Annotated in this window: 15 protein-coding genes; 11 read left to right on the top strand and 4 right to left on the bottom strand. The window is 67.3% G+C overall.

Annotation, left to right across the window (positions count from 1 at the left end; all coding sequences use genetic code 11):
* Positions 1 to 416 precede the first annotated feature (416 nt).
* Positions 417 to 1,169: an SDR family oxidoreductase gene (locus NZ773_14505; GenBank protein MCS6803135.1), complete on the bottom strand. Its 753-nt coding sequence runs from the start codon at positions 1,167 to 1,169 to the stop codon at positions 417 to 419.
* Positions 1,170 to 1,229: 60 nt separating this feature from the next.
* Entirely contained in the window at positions 1,230 to 2,789 is a 1,560-nt protein-coding gene (locus NZ773_14510) for an FAD-dependent thymidylate synthase (protein ID MCS6803136.1), read from the bottom strand.
* A 228-nt stretch (positions 2,790 to 3,017) separates the two neighbouring features.
* Between NZ773_14510 and NZ773_14515 the strand changes: the two genes are divergently transcribed.
* The 6 genes from NZ773_14515 to NZ773_14540 all read left to right on the top strand — a co-directional run bounded on the left by NZ773_14515 (position 3,018) and on the right by NZ773_14540 (position 9,405).
* The gene (locus NZ773_14515; protein ID MCS6803137.1) at positions 3,018 to 3,530 is read left to right on the top strand and encodes a MaoC family dehydratase; all 513 of its coding nucleotides are present in this window, start codon (positions 3,018 to 3,020) and stop codon (positions 3,528 to 3,530) included.
* The gene (locus NZ773_14520) at positions 3,530 to 3,937 is read left to right on the top strand and encodes a hypothetical protein (GenBank protein MCS6803138.1); all 408 of its coding nucleotides are present in this window, start codon (positions 3,530 to 3,532) and stop codon (positions 3,935 to 3,937) included. Before NZ773_14515 ends, NZ773_14520 begins: the two co-directional genes overlap by 1 nt.
* Positions 3,938 to 3,940: 3 nt before the next feature.
* Positions 3,941 to 5,269, top strand: a complete 1,329-nt coding sequence (locus NZ773_14525) for a M20/M25/M40 family metallo-hydrolase (GenBank protein ID MCS6803139.1) — start codon at positions 3,941 to 3,943, stop codon at positions 5,267 to 5,269.
* 24 nt (positions 5,270 to 5,293) lie between these two features.
* Entirely contained in the window at positions 5,294 to 5,815 is a 522-nt protein-coding gene (locus tag NZ773_14530) for a pyridoxamine 5'-phosphate oxidase family protein (GenBank protein ID MCS6803140.1), read from the top strand.
* Positions 5,816 to 6,397: 582 nt separating this feature from the next.
* Positions 6,398 to 6,916 carry a pyridoxamine 5'-phosphate oxidase family protein gene (locus NZ773_14535; protein ID MCS6803141.1) on the top strand — a complete coding sequence of 173 codons (519 nt, stop codon included), beginning with the start codon at positions 6,398 to 6,400 and terminating at the stop codon, positions 6,914 to 6,916.
* Positions 6,917 to 8,337: 1,421 nt separating this feature from the next.
* Positions 8,338 to 9,405, top strand: coding sequence for a class I SAM-dependent methyltransferase (locus NZ773_14540; protein ID MCS6803142.1), 1,068 nt, complete (start codon positions 8,338 to 8,340; stop codon positions 9,403 to 9,405).
* 17 nt (positions 9,406 to 9,422) lie between these two features.
* On the opposite strand, the gene NZ773_14545 is transcribed toward NZ773_14540, so the two are convergent.
* On the bottom strand, positions 9,423 to 9,896 hold the full coding sequence (locus NZ773_14545; protein MCS6803143.1) for a hypothetical protein: 474 nt from the start codon (positions 9,894 to 9,896) through the stop codon (positions 9,423 to 9,425).
* A 633-nt stretch (positions 9,897 to 10,529) separates the two neighbouring features.
* Here NZ773_14545 and lepA point away from each other — a divergent pair.
* On the top strand, positions 10,530 to 12,359 hold the full coding sequence (lepA, locus tag NZ773_14550) for a translation elongation factor 4 (protein ID MCS6803144.1): 1,830 nt from the start codon (positions 10,530 to 10,532) through the stop codon (positions 12,357 to 12,359).
* A gap of 269 nt (positions 12,360 to 12,628) precedes the next feature.
* Here lepA and hemE read toward each other — a convergent pair whose 3' ends face one another.
* Entirely contained in the window at positions 12,629 to 13,675 is a 1,047-nt protein-coding gene (gene hemE, locus NZ773_14555; GenBank protein MCS6803145.1) for a uroporphyrinogen decarboxylase, read from the bottom strand.
* A 28-nt stretch (positions 13,676 to 13,703) separates the two neighbouring features.
* Between hemE and NZ773_14560 the strand changes: the two genes are divergently transcribed.
* The 4 genes from NZ773_14560 (at position 13,704) to NZ773_14575 (ending at position 18,978) form a co-directional block, all read left to right on the top strand.
* Positions 13,704 to 14,612, top strand: a complete 909-nt coding sequence (locus NZ773_14560) for a GPI inositol-deacylase (protein MCS6803146.1) — start codon at positions 13,704 to 13,706, stop codon at positions 14,610 to 14,612.
* Entirely contained in the window at positions 14,609 to 15,604 is a 996-nt protein-coding gene (locus NZ773_14565; protein ID MCS6803147.1) for an alpha/beta fold hydrolase, read from the top strand. The genes NZ773_14560 and NZ773_14565 overlap by 4 nt, the downstream gene beginning before the upstream one ends.
* 810 nt (positions 15,605 to 16,414) lie before the next feature.
* On the top strand, positions 16,415 to 17,008 hold the full coding sequence (locus NZ773_14570; protein ID MCS6803148.1) for a hypothetical protein: 594 nt from the start codon (positions 16,415 to 16,417) through the stop codon (positions 17,006 to 17,008).
* Between the two features lie 8 nt (positions 17,009 to 17,016).
* Entirely contained in the window at positions 17,017 to 18,978 is a 1,962-nt protein-coding gene (locus NZ773_14575) for an FAD-dependent oxidoreductase (GenBank protein MCS6803149.1), read from the top strand.
* Positions 18,979 to 18,982 lie beyond the last annotated feature (4 nt).

The following is an 18,982-nucleotide window of genomic DNA, read 5'->3' on the forward strand; positions in this document are numbered from 1 at the left end:
TGCGGGGGTACGGCGGAAGGGAGGCCGTCACCGGAACGAGGGGGAGGAGATGTTCTGCCCCTCGAGCAGGGCGGCAGAGCAGCTGTCACGGCAGGCGAGGATGCGGGCGGGTCTTTGATGCCTCAGAAAGTGCAAGGCAGGAGGGTGGCCGTCATTGCGAGCCCAAGGCGAAGGGCGCAGCACTCCTGCCGGCATTCGTCCCTCGTCCCGGTCGCCGCTCTTTTCCCCAGAAGCAAGGCGCATGGCAATCCCGTCCTCTCGGCCGCTCCTGTCGTCCGCAGGGCCTGACGGCATCGAGCGGCAATTCTGTCCGCGCCTCCTCTCTCCCAGCTGCGGCTCTCACGACGACTTCGCCCGAGCGAGGCCCGGCGCCTGAATGCATCGCGCCGACACGACGGGGCGCGCCGGTGCGGGCGCTACAGGTTCGACGCCCCAAGCGAGCGCCCGCCGCAGACGATCAAGGTCTGGCCAGTGATGTAGGACGCTTCATCCGAGGCGAGGAAGAGCACGGCGTTGGCGATGTCGATCGGTTCGCCGATCCGGCCGAGCGGGGTGTTGGCGAGCATACGCTGGATATTCTCTTCGCTTGTCTGCCGCAGCAGGTCGGTCATCACCGCCCCGGGCGCGACAGCGTTGACGTTGATGTTGAACTTGCCGAGCTCGAGGGCGAGCGCCCGCGTCATGCCCACCAGCCCGGCCTTCGACGCCGAGTAGTTCGATTGCCCCGGATTGCCGAGCATCGCCCGCGACGAGATGTTGACGATCTTGCCGTAGCGCCGCTCGCGCATGCCGGGCACGACACACTTGATAAAGTTCCACGCGCCGAACAGATTGATCCGCAGCACCCGCTCGAAGTCCTGCGGCTCCATTCGAAAGATCGACTTGTCGATGAAGATGCCGGCATTGTTGACCAGGATGTCGACGCGTCCCAGCTCGCCGAGTGCCTGGTCGACCACAGCGCGCACGTCCTCGAAGTTCGCGACATCGCCGATGGCGACAAGCGCGCGCCGACCTTTCGCCCGCACGGCGGCTGCCGTTTTCTCCGCGCTGGCTCGGTCGATATCATTCACAACGACGTCTGCGCCTTCCTCTGCTAGCCGCAGCGCAATCGCCTCCCCGATCCCCTTGCCGGCGCCTGTGACTAGGGCGACCTTGTCACCGACTCGCACAGTGGTCCTCCTCGTCCGAAGTTCGGCGGCAGTGTAGCCCAAGCGGCTGGCGGTGCGGCGCTAGCGGTCGAGCAAATCGATCGGCTCTGCCGGGTCGGTAGCGCGGACATGCCGTCCGAACTGGGGATAGCGCTCGCGCAGCCGCTCCGCCATCTCCCACGCAGCGCGGCGGTATGAAAAGTGGCCGCTCGGTTTGGTGCGCAGCTCGGCAATATAGGCCGCTTCGGCGAGGTCCATCTTGAAGAGCGACCGGCAGCGTGTCGCGAGGGGCAGCAGATAGGTCGCGGCATGAGGAGCGCGGCTCGCGAGCTGTCGGACGGCGTCGTGCGCCCCGGCGATCGCGTCCGCGTAGCGCTGATGGAGCCCGGCAGCGAGCGCGGCCTCTGCTGCTTCTCCAAGGCCCTCGCGGAAGACCTCTGCTGCCGGGTCGACCCCGTAGATCGGGGAGAGCGGCTGCAGGATCTGCACGCAGCGCCGATGGCGGTGGAAGTCGCGGTAGGCGCCGAGATCGATGAGGAGATCGAACTTGACCGCATAGCCAGACCGGTGGAGCCGAAGCAGGTCATCGTGCCGGCCTCGGCAGCGCATCGTCAGGTCGAGCACCGCGTGTTTGCGCTCGTCGCTCCAGCTGCGGACAACCCCCTGCACTTGACGGTACGAGCGACCGTATTGGTCAGCGGAGAAGAGCGCGGTGGCGACCACTTCGTCGAGCGGGGTCTCGTCGTCGGCGAGCGCGACCCGCGCCGTCATGTCGGGCGGCAGGCCGTTCAGTTCGCGCCGCGCCAAGGCGACCAGCGCCTCATGCGTATGCGGGGAATAGCGGTCGGGGTGAGTATATTTGACCAACGTAGGGGCGACCGGGGTCGGCGTCAGCCACGCGAGCACCTCCTCGAGCGCTGCCCGGGCCGATGCGGGCAGCTCGGGGTGGGCCGCGACCGCCGCGACGTTGTTGCGGATCGCCTCGAGCAAGGGGGCTTCGGCCGGTCGTTGACAGGCAGCGCGCAGCTCTTGCCCGATCTGGCGGACTTCCTCGTACTCATTCGCCAGCAGACGACTGATCTGCCGTTCCAGCACCCGAGCGCTCACCACTTGGCCGACGCTTGTCGCCGTGGCGAGGGGCAGCAGCCCGCGAGTGACATCAAAGGCGCGCGCGCGCAACGTTCGGCGATAGTCCCGCTCATCCATCGCTGCTGGCCGGGGCACGGTCGCGGTCAAGATGGCGAGCAGCGTCTCTGTCAGAGCGCGGTATTCCGCGAAGAGCCGATCCGCGACAGCGCGGAAGAACTCGGCGTCGTCTCCTTCAAGCCCCGGCGGGACGATGTAGCCAGTCCGCGAAAAATCCTGATAGCGCGTTGAACGCTCCTGGCCATCCCAGAGCGGCTCGTCCACCAGCACAATCGCCGCCAAGATCGAGATGTCTTCGACCGCGAAGAACAGATGCGCGAGGTCCGCGATCGAGCGGTGGCCGTATTGAAAGTAGAACGTTTCCAGGAACCGCTCGGCTTTCTCCGCATTCAGTTCGGTGATGCTCTCCAGCATCGATTGACTGGAGCGGCTGTATTTCGCCATTGCATACGCTTGGATCTCGGGGGGGACGCCAGTCACGCTATAGATCCGCATCGGGTCACCTCCCGCTGGAACGCTTGCTTGCCTGACGATACGCTCCAAACACCGGTCCTGCTAGAAGTTATCTCGGATCGCGCGCGCGAAGGGAGAAGCCTCCTCGGGAGCGGCGCGGACGCGCCTCAGGTCGTGCTGTCGGCCGCTGCATCGCGGCTCGCTCGGCGGGCTGGAGAGCCCGCGACGTCTCGGCCGGCGCCCGGGGGCTGCGCCGCTGCTTCCCTGAGGGTGGATGCGGTTGGCGCTGAGCGCATGCGGCAGCGCAGCATCGCCCTTGACAACAGCGGCGCGGCTGGCAACGATCGCCTGCAGGGGGGTGTCATGAAAACCTTCGCCGATCTCGAGGTTGGCATGCGCTTGCCGCCGCTGAAGATGACGGTCACCGAGGAGTGGATTGCCACCGATCTCGCGCTGGCAGCCGACCCGAATCCGCCGGAGAAGAACCCCGATCACTTCGGCAGTGTCATCGCGCCGCCCGCCTTGACGAATGCCGATTTTGATCGCGTTCTGCGCGCGAACGGCTTCGACATGTCCGGCGTGATCCCAACCAAAACCCGCCACGAGTATTTCGGCCCCCTGCATCTGGGTCAGACGATTGTCACAACGTGCGAAGTGATTGACAAGTATGAGCGGAAGGGCAGAATTTATGTCACTTTCGAGTTTGTCACCTCGGACCTGACAGGGCGAGTGCTCGTGAAAAAGCGAGATACACTGCTCCAGATGCCAGTGGAGGCAGCCTGATGCAGGCGACGATCGAGACCCCGATTGGCGCTGCGTTGCCGGAATGGAGAGGCGTCGCCTCGAATGTGCACGCTCGGACTGATCGAGCGGGCGAGATGAATGTCCATGACGACGCGGCTGCGCAGAAGCTTGGCTTCCAACGCGGACTTGTTGCCGGCGGCCAAAGTCTCGCCTGGATCTCGCGCGCGCTTGTCCACTTTTTCGGGCCGACGTATTTCCAGACCGGCCGGCTCGAAGTGACCTACGTTTCCCCGGTGTACGACCAGGACCGCATCACGGTCAAGGGAGCGGTGCGCGCGCGTGTCCCCGAGGGGGAGGGGGTTCGGCTTGTCTGCGATGTCTGGCTCGAGCGTGAGGACGGCACGAAGGCGGTTGTCGGCACGGCCTCCGCAGTCGTTCGGGGCTGAGCGATGACCGAACCGCTCCGTGCGGCGATCCGCGCGGCGATGCCGGCCGCCCGCGCCGACCTCGAGCGGCTCATCCGCATCCCCTCGGTCGCGTTTCCCGGCTTTCCGTCCGAGCCGGTGCGAGCAGCGGCCGACGCAACGCGGGAGATCCTCGCCGCTGCCGGCTATCAGGGCGCGCGCCTGATTGAGATCCCGGGCGGGCAGCCGGCAGTCTATGCCGAGATCCCCCCTCCTCCTGGCGCGCCGACCGTGCTCCTCTACGCTCATTATGATGTTCAGCCCGCCGGCGACTGGCCCGAGGCCTTCACCCCTGTCGAGCGAGACGGGCGGCTGCGCGGCCGCGGAGCGGCGGACGATAAGGCGGGCATCATCATGCACGCACTGGCAGCGCGCGCATATGACGGCCGGCCGCCCGTCGGCATCAAGGTGATCGTCGAAGGGGAGGAGGAGACAGGAGCAAGCCGCCTCGAAGCGACCCTCAGCGACTATCGCGACCTGCTGCGTGCCGACGCGATCGTCGTCGCGGACGCGGGCAACTGGAAACTCGGCGTGCCGACCCTGACCACGACCTTGCGCGGAGTGGTCAAGGCGGTCGTCGAAGTGCGGGCACTTGAGAAGGCCGTGCATAGCGGGCTGTTCGGCGGTCCGGCCCCGGATGCGCTGATCGCCTTAGTGAAGATGCTGTCGGCACTCTACGATGATGAAGGCAACACCGTTCTCCCCGGGCTGGCGCGCGAGCCGTGGGAAGGGCTGGACTATCCCGAAGAGGAGTTTCGCCGGCAGGCGGGCGTTCTGCCCGGGGTCGCTCTCGCCGGCAGCGGCACGCTCTCTGAGCAGCTTTGGACAAGCCCCTCCGCCGCAATCATCGGGCTGGATGCGCCGCGGGTCGAGGGCGCGGGGAATGCGCTCGTGCCGGCTGCCCGCGCCGCCATCGCCCTGCGCATCCCGCCAAGGCAGGACCCGCAGGAAGCCTTCCACCTGCTTGCGCAGCATCTCCGGGCGGTCGCGCCGTGGCAGGTCCAAGTCGATATCCGATGCGAGGGGGTGGGCGCCGGCTTTGCCGTCGATACTGCTGCTCCCGCCTTTGCCGCTGCCCGCCGCGCGCTCGAACGCGCGTACGGCCAGCCGGCGGTGCTGATGGGCTCGGGCGGGTCGATCCCGCTCATCCCTGCCCTCGCAGCCGCCTTCCCCGGCGCGGCAATCGTTCTGTGGGGTGTCGAAGACCCCGAGGCGGGCATCCATGGGCCGAATGAGGGCGTTGATCTCGCGGAGCTCGAACGGATGGCGCTCGCGGAAGCGCTCTTCCTTGAAGAGTTGGCTGCTGCGTCCTGAGCGCGTCCGAATACAGGAGGACCGATGCCGAGCCGCGCGCATCCTTGGCTGACTGCTCCCGCGCCGATGGCAGCGCTGCCGCGCGATCAGTTAGAAGACCGGATCGAGCAGTTGCTCGCCTCGCAGAACATGGCGGTGCTGGCGACCGTCGACCGGCGCGGCGACCCGGTTGCCAGCCCGGTTGAGTATTACCACGCCGGTCTCACCGTCTACTTCGTCGCCGACACCGGCTCGCCGAAACTGGCGAACCTCCGGCGCCACCCGCGCGTCTCGCTCGCGATCTTTGCGCCGAACGTCGGCTGGGCAAGCGTCCGCGGCTGCCAACTCTTCGGTGAGGCGCGTGTCCTTGAGCCCGGCACGCCCGAGCACGCCGCCGGGATGGAAATCTACCGCTGGCAATCGTCCGCTGCTGACCTCGGCCGCCCAATCGTTGCGCCGCCCGCTACGCCGCTGGTTGAGGTGACGCCGCACCGCATTGTCTATACCGAACTCTGGCTGCGCAAGCACGGGTATGCTGCCAAGCAGGTCTGGCGTCTCCAGCCCTGAACGGCGGATAACGCGCCTGCTCCTTGGCCGACAGCGGCTCCGCAGTTCTGCATGTCCGGAAGACCGCTGCTCGCGCCTCAACGTCGGTCGGTCGGGGGGCAGAACGGGTGCAGAGGACGGGGTTCCCGCGGCCCGCTGCGCCGGCCTTGCAGCGATGGTGAAGAAACGCATCTCCTAGCGGCAGTGGGCGCACGCGCGCGGCTGGCGCGTGCCGGGCGAGTATCAGGCGTGCCTGAATGCGTCAGAACGGTGCCGGCAAGGACGATACCGTCCCGTTATGCGCGGGCGAGTGGCAGTCGCGCCTGAAGGCGTCAAAACGGCGTAAGGAAGGACGATTCTGTCATTGCGCGCCGGGCGCAGCCCGGCGCGGCAATCCCCCTCACCACAAAGAGCGCCCATCCGCATGGAGCGCTAACCGGATCACCTTCCGGCAGGGCAATCCTGACCAGCGCGAAGAGTGCCTCCCGTCGGCCGCGAGGCGTACGCTGGGAGCACTCCTCGGCGCTGCGAACACATGCGTCCATCAACCGGTGAAGGGCGTGCCGTCGGCGCCGTACACTGCGCTGGCAGAGGGAGGGAACGATGACCGCGAAGGCGCATCCCTGGCTCGCTCAGCCGTCGCCGCGCGCGACCTTACCGCGTGACCAGCTCGAAGCGCGGATCGAGCAGTTGCTCGCGACCCAAAACATGTGCGTTGTCGCGACGATGGGGAAGAACGGTCCGGTTGCCAGCCCAGTCGAGTATTACCATCATGGCCTGACAATCTATTTCGTCTCGAACTCGGGCGCGCCCAAGCTCCGCAATATGGAGCGCGACCCGCGCATTTCTGTCGCCATCTTCCAGCCCTTGGTTGGGTGGGCGAGCGCGCGGGGCTGTCAGCTGTTTGGGAAGGCGGAGATCCTGCGGCCAGGCACTCCCGAGCACGAAGCCGGAATGGAGATCTATGCCTGGCAGAAGGGCGCTGCCGATCTCGGCCGCGGTTTTGACCAGCCGCCCCAGCTCCCGCTGATCAGGCTCGTTCCAGACCGGATCGTCTACACCGAGCATTACTTGCGGAAAGAGGGCTACGCGCCCCGGCAGATCTGGCGGCGCGACGGCTGACGGCCGGCAGAGGGTGCACGAGGCAATACTTCCATCCTAGCGTGCAGGAAGGCGCGGCGTGGCCGGGCGGCAGGGCGGCGCCGCCCGGCCGCACGCTCCCCGCGAGACGGAGACGCACCCCGACAACGAGGGCCGTCTTCCGCCGCAAGCGCGCCTGTGCTTCAGAAAGGGGCGGAGCGCGCTCGCGCGGAGTTCGGCGGCGGCGCTGGGCGTCACCCTGTCGACGCGGGGCGGGCAGTCCGAGGCCGAGTTCCGGGCATCGCCGGCGCCTGCGCGTTCGCCCTGCCGCGAAACCGCGGGCCCTCCCGACACTCTCGGCGGCCCAGCATGGTACGGCGGAACCGCTCGCCGAAGGAGGCTGCTCCGCCGCCGAGGAGCGGGAAGCGCCGAGGACAGCGCCAACGCGATCCCGTCCCCCGTCCTCAGCGCATGACCCGCCGCAGGCCCATGCACGCCCCGATCCCCTTCTCGTTCCTGCGCGAAGTCATGGCCGCCGGGCGGACCGACCTGTTCGGACCCCTCTCCCATTTCGTTGAGGCCCCGCCACCCGCGCGGGCATGACGAAGTGACGCAGCCGGGCGCTCCGCTCCCCACAGTCGGACGCGAAAGAGCGCGCGTTCTGTCTCCGCTGCTCCCAGCGCACCGGCAGAGCCGCCGGCAGGGTGCGCGGCTGCTTGCAGCCGCGCGGGGTCTGCGGGAGCGACGGGCGCGCTGACGATCGCCTGCTGCTGGGGCGCGCGGCGGGACTCCCCCCGGCAGGATGGTTGGCATCGCGGCCGGCGTCGCGGGCCGTCCATCCGCTCTTCGGCACCCAGGGACAGCGACCGCGTAAACGATGGTGCGCAGCAGCTCACAGCGACAACCTGCCCTTCGGAACGCCGCAAAGCAGCCGCTCTCTAAGGACGACCGCGCGCGGCGCGCTCTTACTCTCGGCTGCGTGGCGAGCCGAAGCGGATACCTGCTCAGACACCGCTCCCTTGCCGCAGAGCCGCAGCATCGTCAGTGGGGGCGTGCAGTGCGCTGGCCCGTCCAAGCGCGGTCGGCCTCGGGCTCGATGCGCCGCTCGAGCAGGGTCTGCCGAAGCGAGCAGCGGCCTCGACGACGTGCTCGACACGGTCCCTTCCGCGAGTTCCCGCTTGACCTCGCAGCACAGGTCGCCTCCGAAGCGGCCCGGGGCGCGCGCCTTGGAGGCCCGTTCCGTCTTGCGGGGCTGCAGACGGTCCAAATGGCCGGGGAGGATGGCCGAGGAACTGGTATCCTTAGCACGGCGCGTGCGTTGGCCGCGTCGACACCGAAGAACTGTACCGCTGGGAGCACACACCTTCTGAAGGCGGAGGGGGCTTGCTCGCGGCGTGTCACGGGCCGGCGCTGCCTATCGCGGCCCGCTGCCGGAGCGGAGCACGGAGCAGAGGAGGAGCACAATGGTTCGCCCGCAGATCGGCACCACCCCTGCGTTCACCGAGCTTGATACCGAACTGTATCTCGATTTCGTCCAAGGACTGTTCGGCTTCGTCAGCAAACTTGACGCCGCCGCCCGTCCGCTCGTTGAAGCGGAATATGCTGCCTTCCGTGAGCGCGAGGGGCGGCCGATCACGGACATCAACGAGGCGCACGAGCGGTTCGGCAAGCTGCCGATCGTCGCTGCGCGGCATCGCATTCGCCATGCCATCCAGACGATGAACCATACTGCTGTCCGCACCGACCTCGAGCGGCGGCGAGAGGAACTGCTCGCGGAACTCGACCGCGCCGAGAAGATGGGGCCGGGCACGCTTCAGTACGACCCGAACTGGAAGATCCCTGAGTACGCTACGCGCGAGATCCATCGGCTGCGCGGCGGCTACGTCACCGACCCCCTCGCCGGGTACTTCTACCACGCCAACACCCGTCAGTTCTACGGAGGGCGCAACGACTACGACGAGATGCACCAAGCGCAAGTCGACAAGCTCCCCATCCCGGCGGATGGGCAGGTGCGGCGGATCCTCGAGATGGGGTGCGCCTCCGGGCAGAGCGCGACCGCGCTCAAGCGCCGCTTTCCGAACGCCGAGGTCTGGGCGATCGATGTCGGCATCCCGATGCTCCGCTACGCGCACAAGCGCGCGGTCGACCTCGGCCTCGAAATCCATTTCAAGCAGGCGCTCGCCGAAGATACCGGCTTTCCGCCCGCCTCGTTCGACATGGTCTATGCCTACATTCTCTTCCACGAGCTGCCGCTCGAGATTGCGGAGAAAGTGTGCGCCGAGGCTGCGCGGATCGTGCGTCCTGGCGGGCTCTTCCTCGTCCTCGACTTTCCGACCATCGATACACCGATGGGGCAGGCGCGCGGCATTTACGGCGAGATCCTCGGCGATATCGACCGCCGGCATAATGAAGAGCCGTATCGCGAAGCGTTCACCCACTCCGATTTCAGCGCGATGCTGCGCCGCCACTTCCCCAAGGTCGAAGTGATCACCGAGGGCTTTGGGCTGCCGCTGCGCGTTGCCACGCGCTAGGCCGCCTGCGACACCGTTCAGGCGTCTCTCTCGGCGCCATCGCGCCCAAGGTCGGCGTTGTCGGCATCGGTGTCGAGCAGCTGCTGCGCGGCAAGGCGGAAGCCGGCTTCGAGCGCTTCGACTTGGCGGACCACCGTCTCGCAGGTAGCAACAAACTCAGCGGTGGTGATCAGGCTCGGGGGCAGGTTGTGCATGTAGGAGACCACCGCCTGATTGTTCACCTGCTCGATGCACCAGAAGCCGCGCTGGTTGTGCGCGTTGCGCTCGAGGAGAAAGGCGAGCAGCGGCGCCGGCAGGTCCTGCGCCGATGCCTCGCGGATCGCGCTCTGGCAGGAGAATTCCCACACCTCTCCCATATCGATCACGAGGAGCGTCTGGGTGCTCTCACCAATCCCAAAACGGATGATTGCCCGCTGATCGTCGAGATCGTGGATCGCGATCCCGGCGGCATCGGCGAGGGTCTGGATATGCGCGCGAAAGCCGTTTCCCATCGGCCTCCTCCTCTCGGCGACTGCCCACCCGCATTGTGCCGAATTGCGGCCCGAATGTCGCCCACTTGATGCGCTCTGTTCTCAAGAGCGAGAGATGTCCGGCGCGCGCAGGCAGACGTTTCACGCCGGCGCGAGAGCGGTGCCGATGTCATCGCCCGCCTCAAGGCCAGAGCGCGCCGGCCCCAGCACGCTTCGGCCGCGCTCGCCGCTCTCCTCTCCTGCGGCCGAGAGCGTGACGCCCCCTCGCGTTGAGGCGCTGACTCCCCGTCGCCCAGAGCGGGCGCACCTTCCCTGCCGGCAGAAAGGCGCGCGCCTGGCCCACCGTGTTCCGCCCGACCCTGGCCGACGCCCGCTCGCTGCGGCGGGCGACAACGCGCTCGGGTGAACTCCGGCGGGGCGGCAGGCAGTTCCCGGGAGCTGCGTGCTGCTGCTGCCGCTCAAGGGGCGAGGCGCACCGGGACCGTGCCGCTTGCGGCAGGGAGGACCGGGAGCGCGGTTCGGTCGTCGCCGAGGCAGGACGGCGCCAATCGAAAAGAGGGCCGCGCTCCAGTATCGCCTGTCCCGTCGTGTACACTTCAAGCAGGCACGTTCCCGTAGAGAGAGGCGGGCGCCGATTGTGCGGCTCGGATCGGCATGGATCAGCGCTATATCCGCAATTTCTGCATCATCGCTCATATCGACCACGGCAAGTCAACCCTCGCGGATCGACTGCTTGAATACACCGGCACCATAAGCGAGCGCGAGATGGAAGAGCAGGTGCTCGACTCGATGGACCTCGAGCGCGAGCGCGGCATCACCATCAAGCTGCATCCGCTCCGGATGTATTACACCGCCAGCGACGGCATCGAATATGAACTGAACCTGATCGACACGCCGGGGCATGTCGACTTCACCTACGAGGTATCGCGCTCGCTCGCGGCGGCAGAGGGGGCGATCCTCGTCGTTGATGCCAGCCAAGGCATTCAGGCTCAGACCCTCTCGAACGTCTATCTCGCGCTGGAGAATGACCTCCACCTGATCGCTGTCGTCAACAAGATCGACCTGCCGAATGCCGACCCCGAGAAGGTGATCCACGAGATCGAAGAGGTGATCGGGATCCCCCGCGAGGACATCATCCTCGCGAGCGCAAAGGAAGGACGAGGCACGCGGGAGATCTTGGAAGCGATCGTTCACAAAATTCCGCCGCCCGCCGGCAATCCAGATGCGCCGACGCGCGCGCTTATCTTCGACTCAAAGTATGACCCCTACAAGGGCGTGATCGCGTATGTGCGCGTCGTCGATGGCAGGCTCGAACGGGGGCAGAAGCTGCTCCTGATGTCGAACCAGAAAGAGATCGAGCCGGTCGAGGTGGGCATCTTTCGCCCGGAGATGACGCCGGTCGATCGTCTCGAGGCGGGTGAATCGGGGTATGTCGCCACCGGCTTGAAGCAGGTGCGCGAGTGCCGCGTGGGCGATACGATCACGCTCGCGGAGACGCCGGCTGCCGAGCCCCTGCCGGGCTACCGACCTGCCAAGCCGATGGTGTTTGCGGGGCTGTACCCCGTCGACGGCGCCGATTATCCGCTGCTTCGCGACGCCCTCGACAAGCTGAAGCTGAACGATGCGGCGCTCGTCTATGAGCCGGAAACCTCGGCGGCGCTCGGTTTCGGCTTTCGCTGCGGATTTCTCGGCCTGCTCCATATGGAGATCATTCAGGAGCGGCTCGAACGCGAGTACGGCCTGCAGCTCCTCGCCACCGCGCCGAGCGTCGAATATCACGTCACCAAGACCAACGGCGAGGTAGTGGTGGTGGACAACCCCGCCGACCTGCCGCACGGCTCCGTGATCCAAGAGATCGCCGAGCCGTGGATGACGATCACAATCATTGTTCCCGCGCGCTACATCGGCCAGATTATGGAGCTCGTCACCTCGCGACGCGGGGAGTTCGTCAAGATGGAGTATCTCGAATCGTCCGGCCGCTCCGATACGGTGGCGGGCGATCAGCGCGTCTTGCTGCAGTACGACATCCCGCTCAGCGAGATCCTCGTCGACTTTTACGACCAGCTGAAGTCGCGGACACAGGGCTACGCCTCGCTCGACTATGCGTTCAAAGAGTATCGCGCCGGCCGGTTGGTGAAACTGGACATTCTGGTCAACAATCAGCCGGTCGATGCTTTGTCGATCATCGTCGACGCCGGCTCTGCGTATGAGCACGGCAGGCAGCTCGTCGAGAAGCTCCGCGGGCTCATCCCGCGCCAGCTGTTCGATGTCCCCATTCAAGCGGCGATCGGCAGCCGCGTCATCGCCCGCGAGACCGTGCGGGCGCTGCGCAAAAATGTGCTCGACAAGTGCTACGGCGGCGATGTCACGCGCAAGCGCAAGCTGCTCGAGAAACAGGCCGCTGGCAAGAAGCGGATGAAGCGGATCGGGCAGGTGGAAATCCCCCAAGAGGCGTTTCTTGCCGTTCTCCAGTTGAGCCGCTAGCGCTCGTTGCGCCGGTCGCGCCCGCTGCCGCCCCAACCGAAGCCGTGTCGGCAGTCCCGAGTGCCCGGCGCTCCTGCCCGCAGCTCGGGCGGCGGTCGCCGCCAGCGCATGCCAGCAGCGGGGTCCGATGGTCCCGCACCGACGAGCTGCGCGCTATTGCGCAGCCTCCCGCGCTCGGCGCCACGCGCAGGGGAGCTGGCGGCCGCGCAAACTGCCAGAATGCGGCGCGCCGCCGGTTGCTGCGCCGGCCTCGGGGCTGAGCGAGTGCGTTAGGCGGTCAGTTCGTGAACGAGCGCGACCGTCTCGCGCAGCGCCTCTGCCGACGTGCCGGGGAGGACGCCGCCGCCGAGATTGACGATATGTCCCGGCCGACCGTCTGCCTCAGCGAGCAGGGCCGCGACGCCCTCGCGCAGCGGCGCGCCCCGGGTGAGCAGCAGGGTCGGGTCGAGGTTGCCCTGCACTGCCCGGCCTCCTCCGCGCTCCCAGGCGGTGCTGAGCGGCACGCGATAGTCGATGCCGAGCGCGTCTCCGCCGGCCGCGCTCATCGCTTCGAGAAGGTGCGCGTTGTTCGTTGCGAAGTGGATAGTCGGCGTGCCAGTCAGCGCGGCGAAGATCCGCGCGGTGTAGGGCGCTGCGAAGCGCATCCAGTCGTCGCGTGAGAGCACCCCTGCCAGCGAGTCGAACAGCTCGATCACGTGGGCGCCCGCGGCGACTTGGGCACGCAGGTGGCGAGCAGTCACCTCGGCGAGCGCGCTGAGCAGCGCGTCCCAGGCGGCGGGCTCGGTGCGCAGAAAGGCCTTTGTCACTCGCCAGTCGGCGGAGTGACCGCCTTCGATAAGGTAGGCGGCGACGGTGAAGGGTGCGCCGGCGAACCCGATGAGCGGCACCCGCTCTCCCAGCGCCCGTCGCGTCAGGCGGATGCCCTCGAGGACGTAGTCAAGGGCTGGCTCTGCTTCCTGAGGACGGAGCCGCTCGATATCGGCGAGCGAGCGGATGGGAGGGTCGACCCGTGGCCCGACCCCGGGGAGAATATCGAGCGCCGCCCCCATTGCTCGAGGAATGAGCAGAATGTCGGCGAAGAGGATCGCCGCGTCAACGCCGCACCGCTCCACAGGTTCGAGTGTCACCTCGGCGACGACCTCCGGCCGCTCGCACATCTCGAGAAAGCGCAGCCGTTGCGCGATTGCGCTGAAGCGCGGCATCGCTCGCCCGGCCTGCCGGTGGAACCAGACCGGCGGCCGCGGGGTGGGGCGCCGTGCGAGCGCGCGGAGGAGCAGATGGTCTTCCTGCACAGGAACCTCCGAGGTGTCTGCCACGCGAATTGTGCCTATGATCCTGCCTGCCGTGAATAGACCGCCCGTCCTCCTCTTCGTCCAACATGGCTGGGCAGATCGTGCCCGCTCGCTGAGCGCCCTTGCGCGCCGGCTTGTCACTCCCACGACCACCGTGGTCAATCCGGACCTCGGCTTTTTTCAGACCTGGACGCGGATGGACCTCCTCGTCGACCGAGTAGAACGGGAGGCGGCCGCGGCGATCGCGGCCGCGCCGGGGTCGCTCATCCGTGTTGTCGGGCATTCGATGGGCGGGCTGATCTGGCTGGAAGTGCTGAACCGCCACCCGGAGTGGTGGACCCGCATCGATGGGGTGGTGCTCCTCGGCTCCCCTATCGGCGGTGCGCGCCTTGCGCATCTTGCTGATCCGCTCGATCTCACGATCGGGCGCGACCTTAAGGTAGACCGCCGGCCGCTGGCGAGCCAGCTGGCAAGGCGCATGCGCCTCCTCTCAATCGCGGGGAAGTCTGATGCTGCAGGGGATGGCGTTGTCCGCATTGCTGACGCCACGGCGCCTGGCATCCGGACTGTCGTTGTGCCGGGCGTGCCTCATCGCGATCTTCGGACGAGCCGGCCCGTTCTCCTCCTTGCCCGAGAGTTCTTCCGCAACCGGAAGACGACTATGCCGTCCCCGCAAACCCTCATCGCTCGGCTGCGCGCGATCCCAGGGATGACCGACAGTCGGCAGCGATCGATCTTCCTGCCTCCGCTTGCGGTGCTGTTCCGCGACGGCACAACGCTGCTCGCAGGCCGGACGGTGCTCGGGGTCACCGAGGTTGCTCTCGTCGCGCCGGCCGGCACGCCGCTGTACGCTGGCTACGTCGGCAAGGACGCCGTCGTTCACCTCCGCGCCGGCCTCGCGGCGATCGCCGCAGACTACGCGAGCGCTATCCTCTGGGCAGCGCAGCAGAGAGAGGGATGAACGTGCGGGGACAGCTCGTGCGCCGCCTCGGTATCGGGATTGCGGCGAGCTGCGCTGCCGGACTGGGCACCGCATGGCTGACGCGAGTTCGGACCGACCACCTCCGCAGTCGGCCGAACCCGGCGACCACCTATGACGAAGCGATGGCGCGCTTTCAGGCGCTGGCCGCGCTCGATGGACCCGCCGTCAACCCGGTCTGCCGATCCGCATTGCTGACCCACGGGCGGCGCGTGCGGCGAGCGATCGTCTTCATTCACGGGATGACCAACTGCCCGGCGCAGTTCGAGCCGTTAGGCCGGTTGTTCTTCGAGCGCGGCTACAACGTGCTCCTGCCGCGCATGCCGCAGAATGGCTACGCTGACCGGATGACAACTGCGCTGTCCCGCCTGACCGCGGAGCAGCTGCGCGACTTTGCCGACCAGATCGCGGATATCGCGGCAGGGCTGGGAGAGGAGGCCATTGTCGCTGGCCTGTCAGCGGGCGGGGTGGTCGCTGCTTGGATCACCCAGTTTCGCGCCGACATTGCGCGCACCGTCCTGATTGCGCCCTCGCTTGGGCTGGGCCGCTATCGCCCCACGCTTCAGCAGCTGCTGCTGCGGGCGCTCTTGCGGGTGCCGAACATCCAGACACAACGTCTCCGCCCCTTTGAAGATGGCCCGCCGTACAGCTACTACGGCTACTCAACGCGCGCCCTTGGCGAGGTGCTGCGCCTTGGGCTGGCGACAACGCGGGCGGCGCTCCAAGGACCGCCGGCCGTGCAGGACGTGATCGTCGTCACGAATGCTAACGACGCGGCTGTGAACAACAATGTCACGCGCCGGCTCATCGCTCTCTGGCAGGCCCAGGGGCTCGAGCGCGTCACCTCCTATGACTTCCCGAAGCGTGCCGGTCTTGTCCATGACCTGATCGACATTCATCAGTCCAAGCAGCGGACCGACCTCGTCTATCCGACGCTGCTCGATCTGATCGACCGGCCGGCGGCGCGCGTCTGACGTCTCAGACCTGCCTGCGCGGAAAGCGCCCGACGCATTGCCCGCCGCGCTCTCTACGCGCAGGAGGCCGCTCCTTCCCTCCCGATGAGGGCCATGCTCATCAAGGGCGCGCCCGGCCGACCTCCGCGCTAACTGGACGGGGGCTGCACGTTCAGTTGGAGGACCATCGGGGTTCGGACAAGCGGTCTCGTCAAACGGACAGTCAGCTGGGGGCGGCGACGGGGGCGCGGGGCTTTTCTGCGCATGGTTGCCCTCGCGTATCGGAGACGGTGAGCGGCCAGACTATGACAAGTATATGTCAAATCACAGACGAGGTGTGTAATTGATCTGTTAGCCTCGTAAATCCTCGGTGAAGTTCTCTTGCCGCTCCTCAGGCACCGCTCCGCGCGGGAGACCGCTCGTCTGGGCGTTATGACGCCGCGCGGCGCGGCGGCGCTCGGAGGGAGGGCGCGACCTGCTCCGGCGCCCCAGCCGCGCCCTCGTTCGGGGAGAACGGACGGCGCAGCTCCTGAGCGCGCGCCTTCCCGGGGACGGTCGTGTCGGCGCCGACGGCTTGTCTTCCCCCTGCGCTTCGCTCCGGCACGCGCGCGACGCGGTCGCGTATCGTCCCGCTCCGCGATTGCAACCATTCGCTGGAGACAGCGGACGGCGACAAGGTCTTGCTTCGCGAGCTTTTCTGGCGGGAACTCAGCTTCGGCCAGACGCCTCGCCGACTTGCCCGCGGCAGGGCGCGTCAGCCGGCGCGTTGCTACAATCGCTCCTTGCGGCCGCGGTGCGCGTGAAGCAAGCGGTCGGTACGGATACGCCTCCATGGAGCGAACCCAAGCGGGCTGGCGTCCCCGGACAACCCTGCAGCTGCCCGGCGCGCCGGCAGTCGGCCGCGGCGCACGGCGCAGCGCGCTTGCGGAGTGCAAACCGAGCTTCCTCGCGGTGATGGCGGGCGGCCTTGCAGGGCGCGGCGGCTCGGTCGTGCGTGGCCCCGCGATCACCCGCGTGATCGCCGCGAGCGGCGTCTTTCGCACTGGCGGGGCGGCTGGCGCTCGCAAAAGCAACTTCATCTTCTCGGGCGCGCTCGGGGCGCCGATTGCTCACCCTGTCGTCAACAGCCGCCCGGAAAGCAGTCCGAATGCCGGCGGCATAGCGGCTGCGGCCGTCCGCACGAGGCTGCTCTCCGGCGGCGCCGTCCGCTTCACGCAGGGGAGCACCGCCGGCGCGGCCGTTGGCAGGGGGACCGACAGCAGCGGCGCGAGCGCGCGCAACCAGCGAGGAGCATATTGGCTGACGAGACGGCAGCGCGTTGAGCGGGCGGCCGAGGGTGAGGTCGCGGTCTCCCGAGGGGCGTTCCTATCGCCTTGCTCGGCCAGCCGGCCGGTTGCCCGCGGGCAGCGCAGCGGGAGAAGGTGACAATGCCGATGAGCGACTATCCCCATGTCTTCTCGCCCTTCGATCTGGGCGGTATCCGGCTCAAAAACCGGATTTTCATCAGCGGCCATACGACGAATTTCGGCGAGAATACGCTGCCGAGCGATCGCGATGTCGCCTATCACGCCGAGCGCGCGAAAGGCGGCGTCGGACTGATCTTCACGGGCGGCATTCGCGTTCATCCGGCGAGCGTCGACCGGGCGCAGTGCATTGTCGCCTATGATGAGCGGGCACTGCCGCGTTTCCGGCAGATCACCGAGGCCGTCCATGCGCACGGCATCCCAATCTTCGCTCAAATCCTCCACACTGGGCGGCAGACGACAAACGTCCACCTGCGCATGCCGTCGTGGGCGCCCTCCCCGGTGCCGTGGTCGGCGACCGGCGCGATCCCGCATGAGATGACGCCGCGTGAGATGGAGGAGGTGAAGGATTCCTTCGTCTTCGCCGCTCAGCTTCTCGCGGATGCTGGCTACGACGGATTGGAGGTGCATTTCGGGCATGGGCACCTCCTGCATCAATTTCTCTCGCCGGCGGTCAACAAGCGCCAAGACGACTACGGCGGCAGCGTCGAGAACCGGCTCCGCTTCCCGCTCGCCGTGCTTCGCGCCGTTCAGCAGGCAGTTGGCGATCGCATGGTGGTGGGCATTCGAGTCTCGGGGGATGAGCTCGTTCCCGGCGGCCTCGGCCTCGCGGAGAGCGTCGACCTGATCGCACGCATCCATCAGGCGGCGCCTGTCCAATTCATTAATGTCTCGGTGTCGGCGTACGCCTTGCCGAGCATCGGCTTTCATGTCGCCGAGATGAACTATGGTCTTGCCCCCTTCCGCCACGTTGCCTTCGCCGTGCGCGAGGCGGTCCCCGACGTGCCCGTCTTCACGATCATTCGGTATACCACCCTTGCTGCCGCCGAGGAGACGCTTGCGACCGGCAAGGTTGACCTTGTCGGGATGACGCGCGCCCACATGGCGGACCCTCATCTGATCAAGAAGACAATCGAGGGACGCGAGGCGGAGATCCGTCCGTGCGTCTCCTGCAACTTCTGCATTGGTCAGCTTGCCAAGATGGTGCCGATCACCTGCATGATGAACCCGACGGTGGGCAAGGAGCGGGAATGGCCTGTTGATCCGCCCAAGACCGCCGCGCCGCGCCGAGTGTTGGTGGTCGGCGGCGGCCCCGCAGGACTGGAGGCAGCGCGCCTCGCCGCCGAGATGGGCCATCATGTCACTCTCTGGGAGCGGTCGGATGCGCTCGGCGGGCAGCTGCGGGTGGGGCAGCGGGGCGCCGGCCGGAGCGACCTCGGGCTCGCCATCGATTACTTCACCCGCCAGCTCGACCGGCTTGGCGTCGACGTTGTCCTCTCCTATGAGGCGACGCCAGAGCGGATCCGCGCCGCAGGGGCGGAGGTGGTCATTCTCGCGCTCGGTTCGACGCCAACCCCTCTTGTCATCGAGGGGTACGGGCCGGCGCCGACGGCGGCGGAGGTGCTCGCCGGCGACCTCGCTTCCTATGCCGGCCGCCGAGGGGTTGTCGTCGACTTGATCGGCAGCTGGGCAAGCGCCTCTGTGGCGGAGACCTTAGCGCGCGCTGGTGCGCAGGTCACCCTCGTCTCGCCCGGCGACGTCGTCTTCTGGGATATCAACATGTACAGCCGGGCAACAGCGATCGATCGGCTGGTCGCTCTCGGCGTCGTTCTTCGGATGTACCGCCGGCCGCTCCGCTATGAGCAGGGGGCGCTCCTCATCGGCGATGTGCTCTCCAGCATCGAGGAGCGTCTCGAAGGGGTGGAGTGGATCGTCGCCGTCACACCCAATACGCCGCAGGCGCTGCTTGCACGCGAGCTGGAGAACGAGATCCCCCAGCTGATCACGATCGGCGACATGCGCGCTCCGCGCTCCTTGCTCGAGGCGATCTACGAGGGACACGCCGCCGTTCGCGCTCTCAGCGCGGCGTAGCCGC

It is taken from the genome of Dehalococcoidia bacterium (genome assembly GCA_025054935.1).
In the GTDB taxonomy this organism is placed as follows: Bacteria; Chloroflexota; Dehalococcoidia; order SpSt-223; family SpSt-223; genus JANWZD01.

Bases quoted from the DNA above. Each gene is read 5' to 3' on its own strand.
- lepA (MCS6803144.1), top strand. From the start codon at position 10,530: ATGGATCAGCGCTATATCCGCAATTTCTGCATCATCGCTCATATCGAC.
- NZ773_14520 (MCS6803138.1), top strand. From the start codon at position 3,530: ATGCAGGCGACGATCGAGACCCCGATTGGCGCTGCGTTGCCGGAATGG.
- NZ773_14540 (MCS6803142.1), top strand. From the start codon at position 8,338: ATGGTTCGCCCGCAGATCGGCACCACCCCTGCGTTCACCGAGCTTGAT.
- NZ773_14530 (MCS6803140.1), top strand. From the start codon at position 5,294: ATGCCGAGCCGCGCGCATCCTTGGCTGACTGCTCCCGCGCCGATGGCA.
- NZ773_14575 (MCS6803149.1), top strand. From the start codon at position 17,017: ATGAGCGACTATCCCCATGTCTTCTCGCCCTTCGATCTGGGCGGTATC.
- NZ773_14565 (MCS6803147.1), top strand. From the start codon at position 14,609: ATGAACGTGCGGGGACAGCTCGTGCGCCGCCTCGGTATCGGGATTGCG.
- NZ773_14510 (MCS6803136.1), bottom strand. From the start codon at position 2,789: ATGCGGATCTATAGCGTGACTGGCGTCCCCCCCGAGATCCAAGCGTAT.
- NZ773_14545 (MCS6803143.1), bottom strand. From the start codon at position 9,896: ATGGGAAACGGCTTTCGCGCGCATATCCAGACCCTCGCCGATGCCGCC.
- NZ773_14525 (MCS6803139.1), top strand. From the start codon at position 3,941: ATGACCGAACCGCTCCGTGCGGCGATCCGCGCGGCGATGCCGGCCGCC.
- NZ773_14570 (MCS6803148.1), top strand. From the start codon at position 16,415: ATGGAGCGAACCCAAGCGGGCTGGCGTCCCCGGACAACCCTGCAGCTG.
- NZ773_14535 (MCS6803141.1), top strand. From the start codon at position 6,398: ATGACCGCGAAGGCGCATCCCTGGCTCGCTCAGCCGTCGCCGCGCGCG.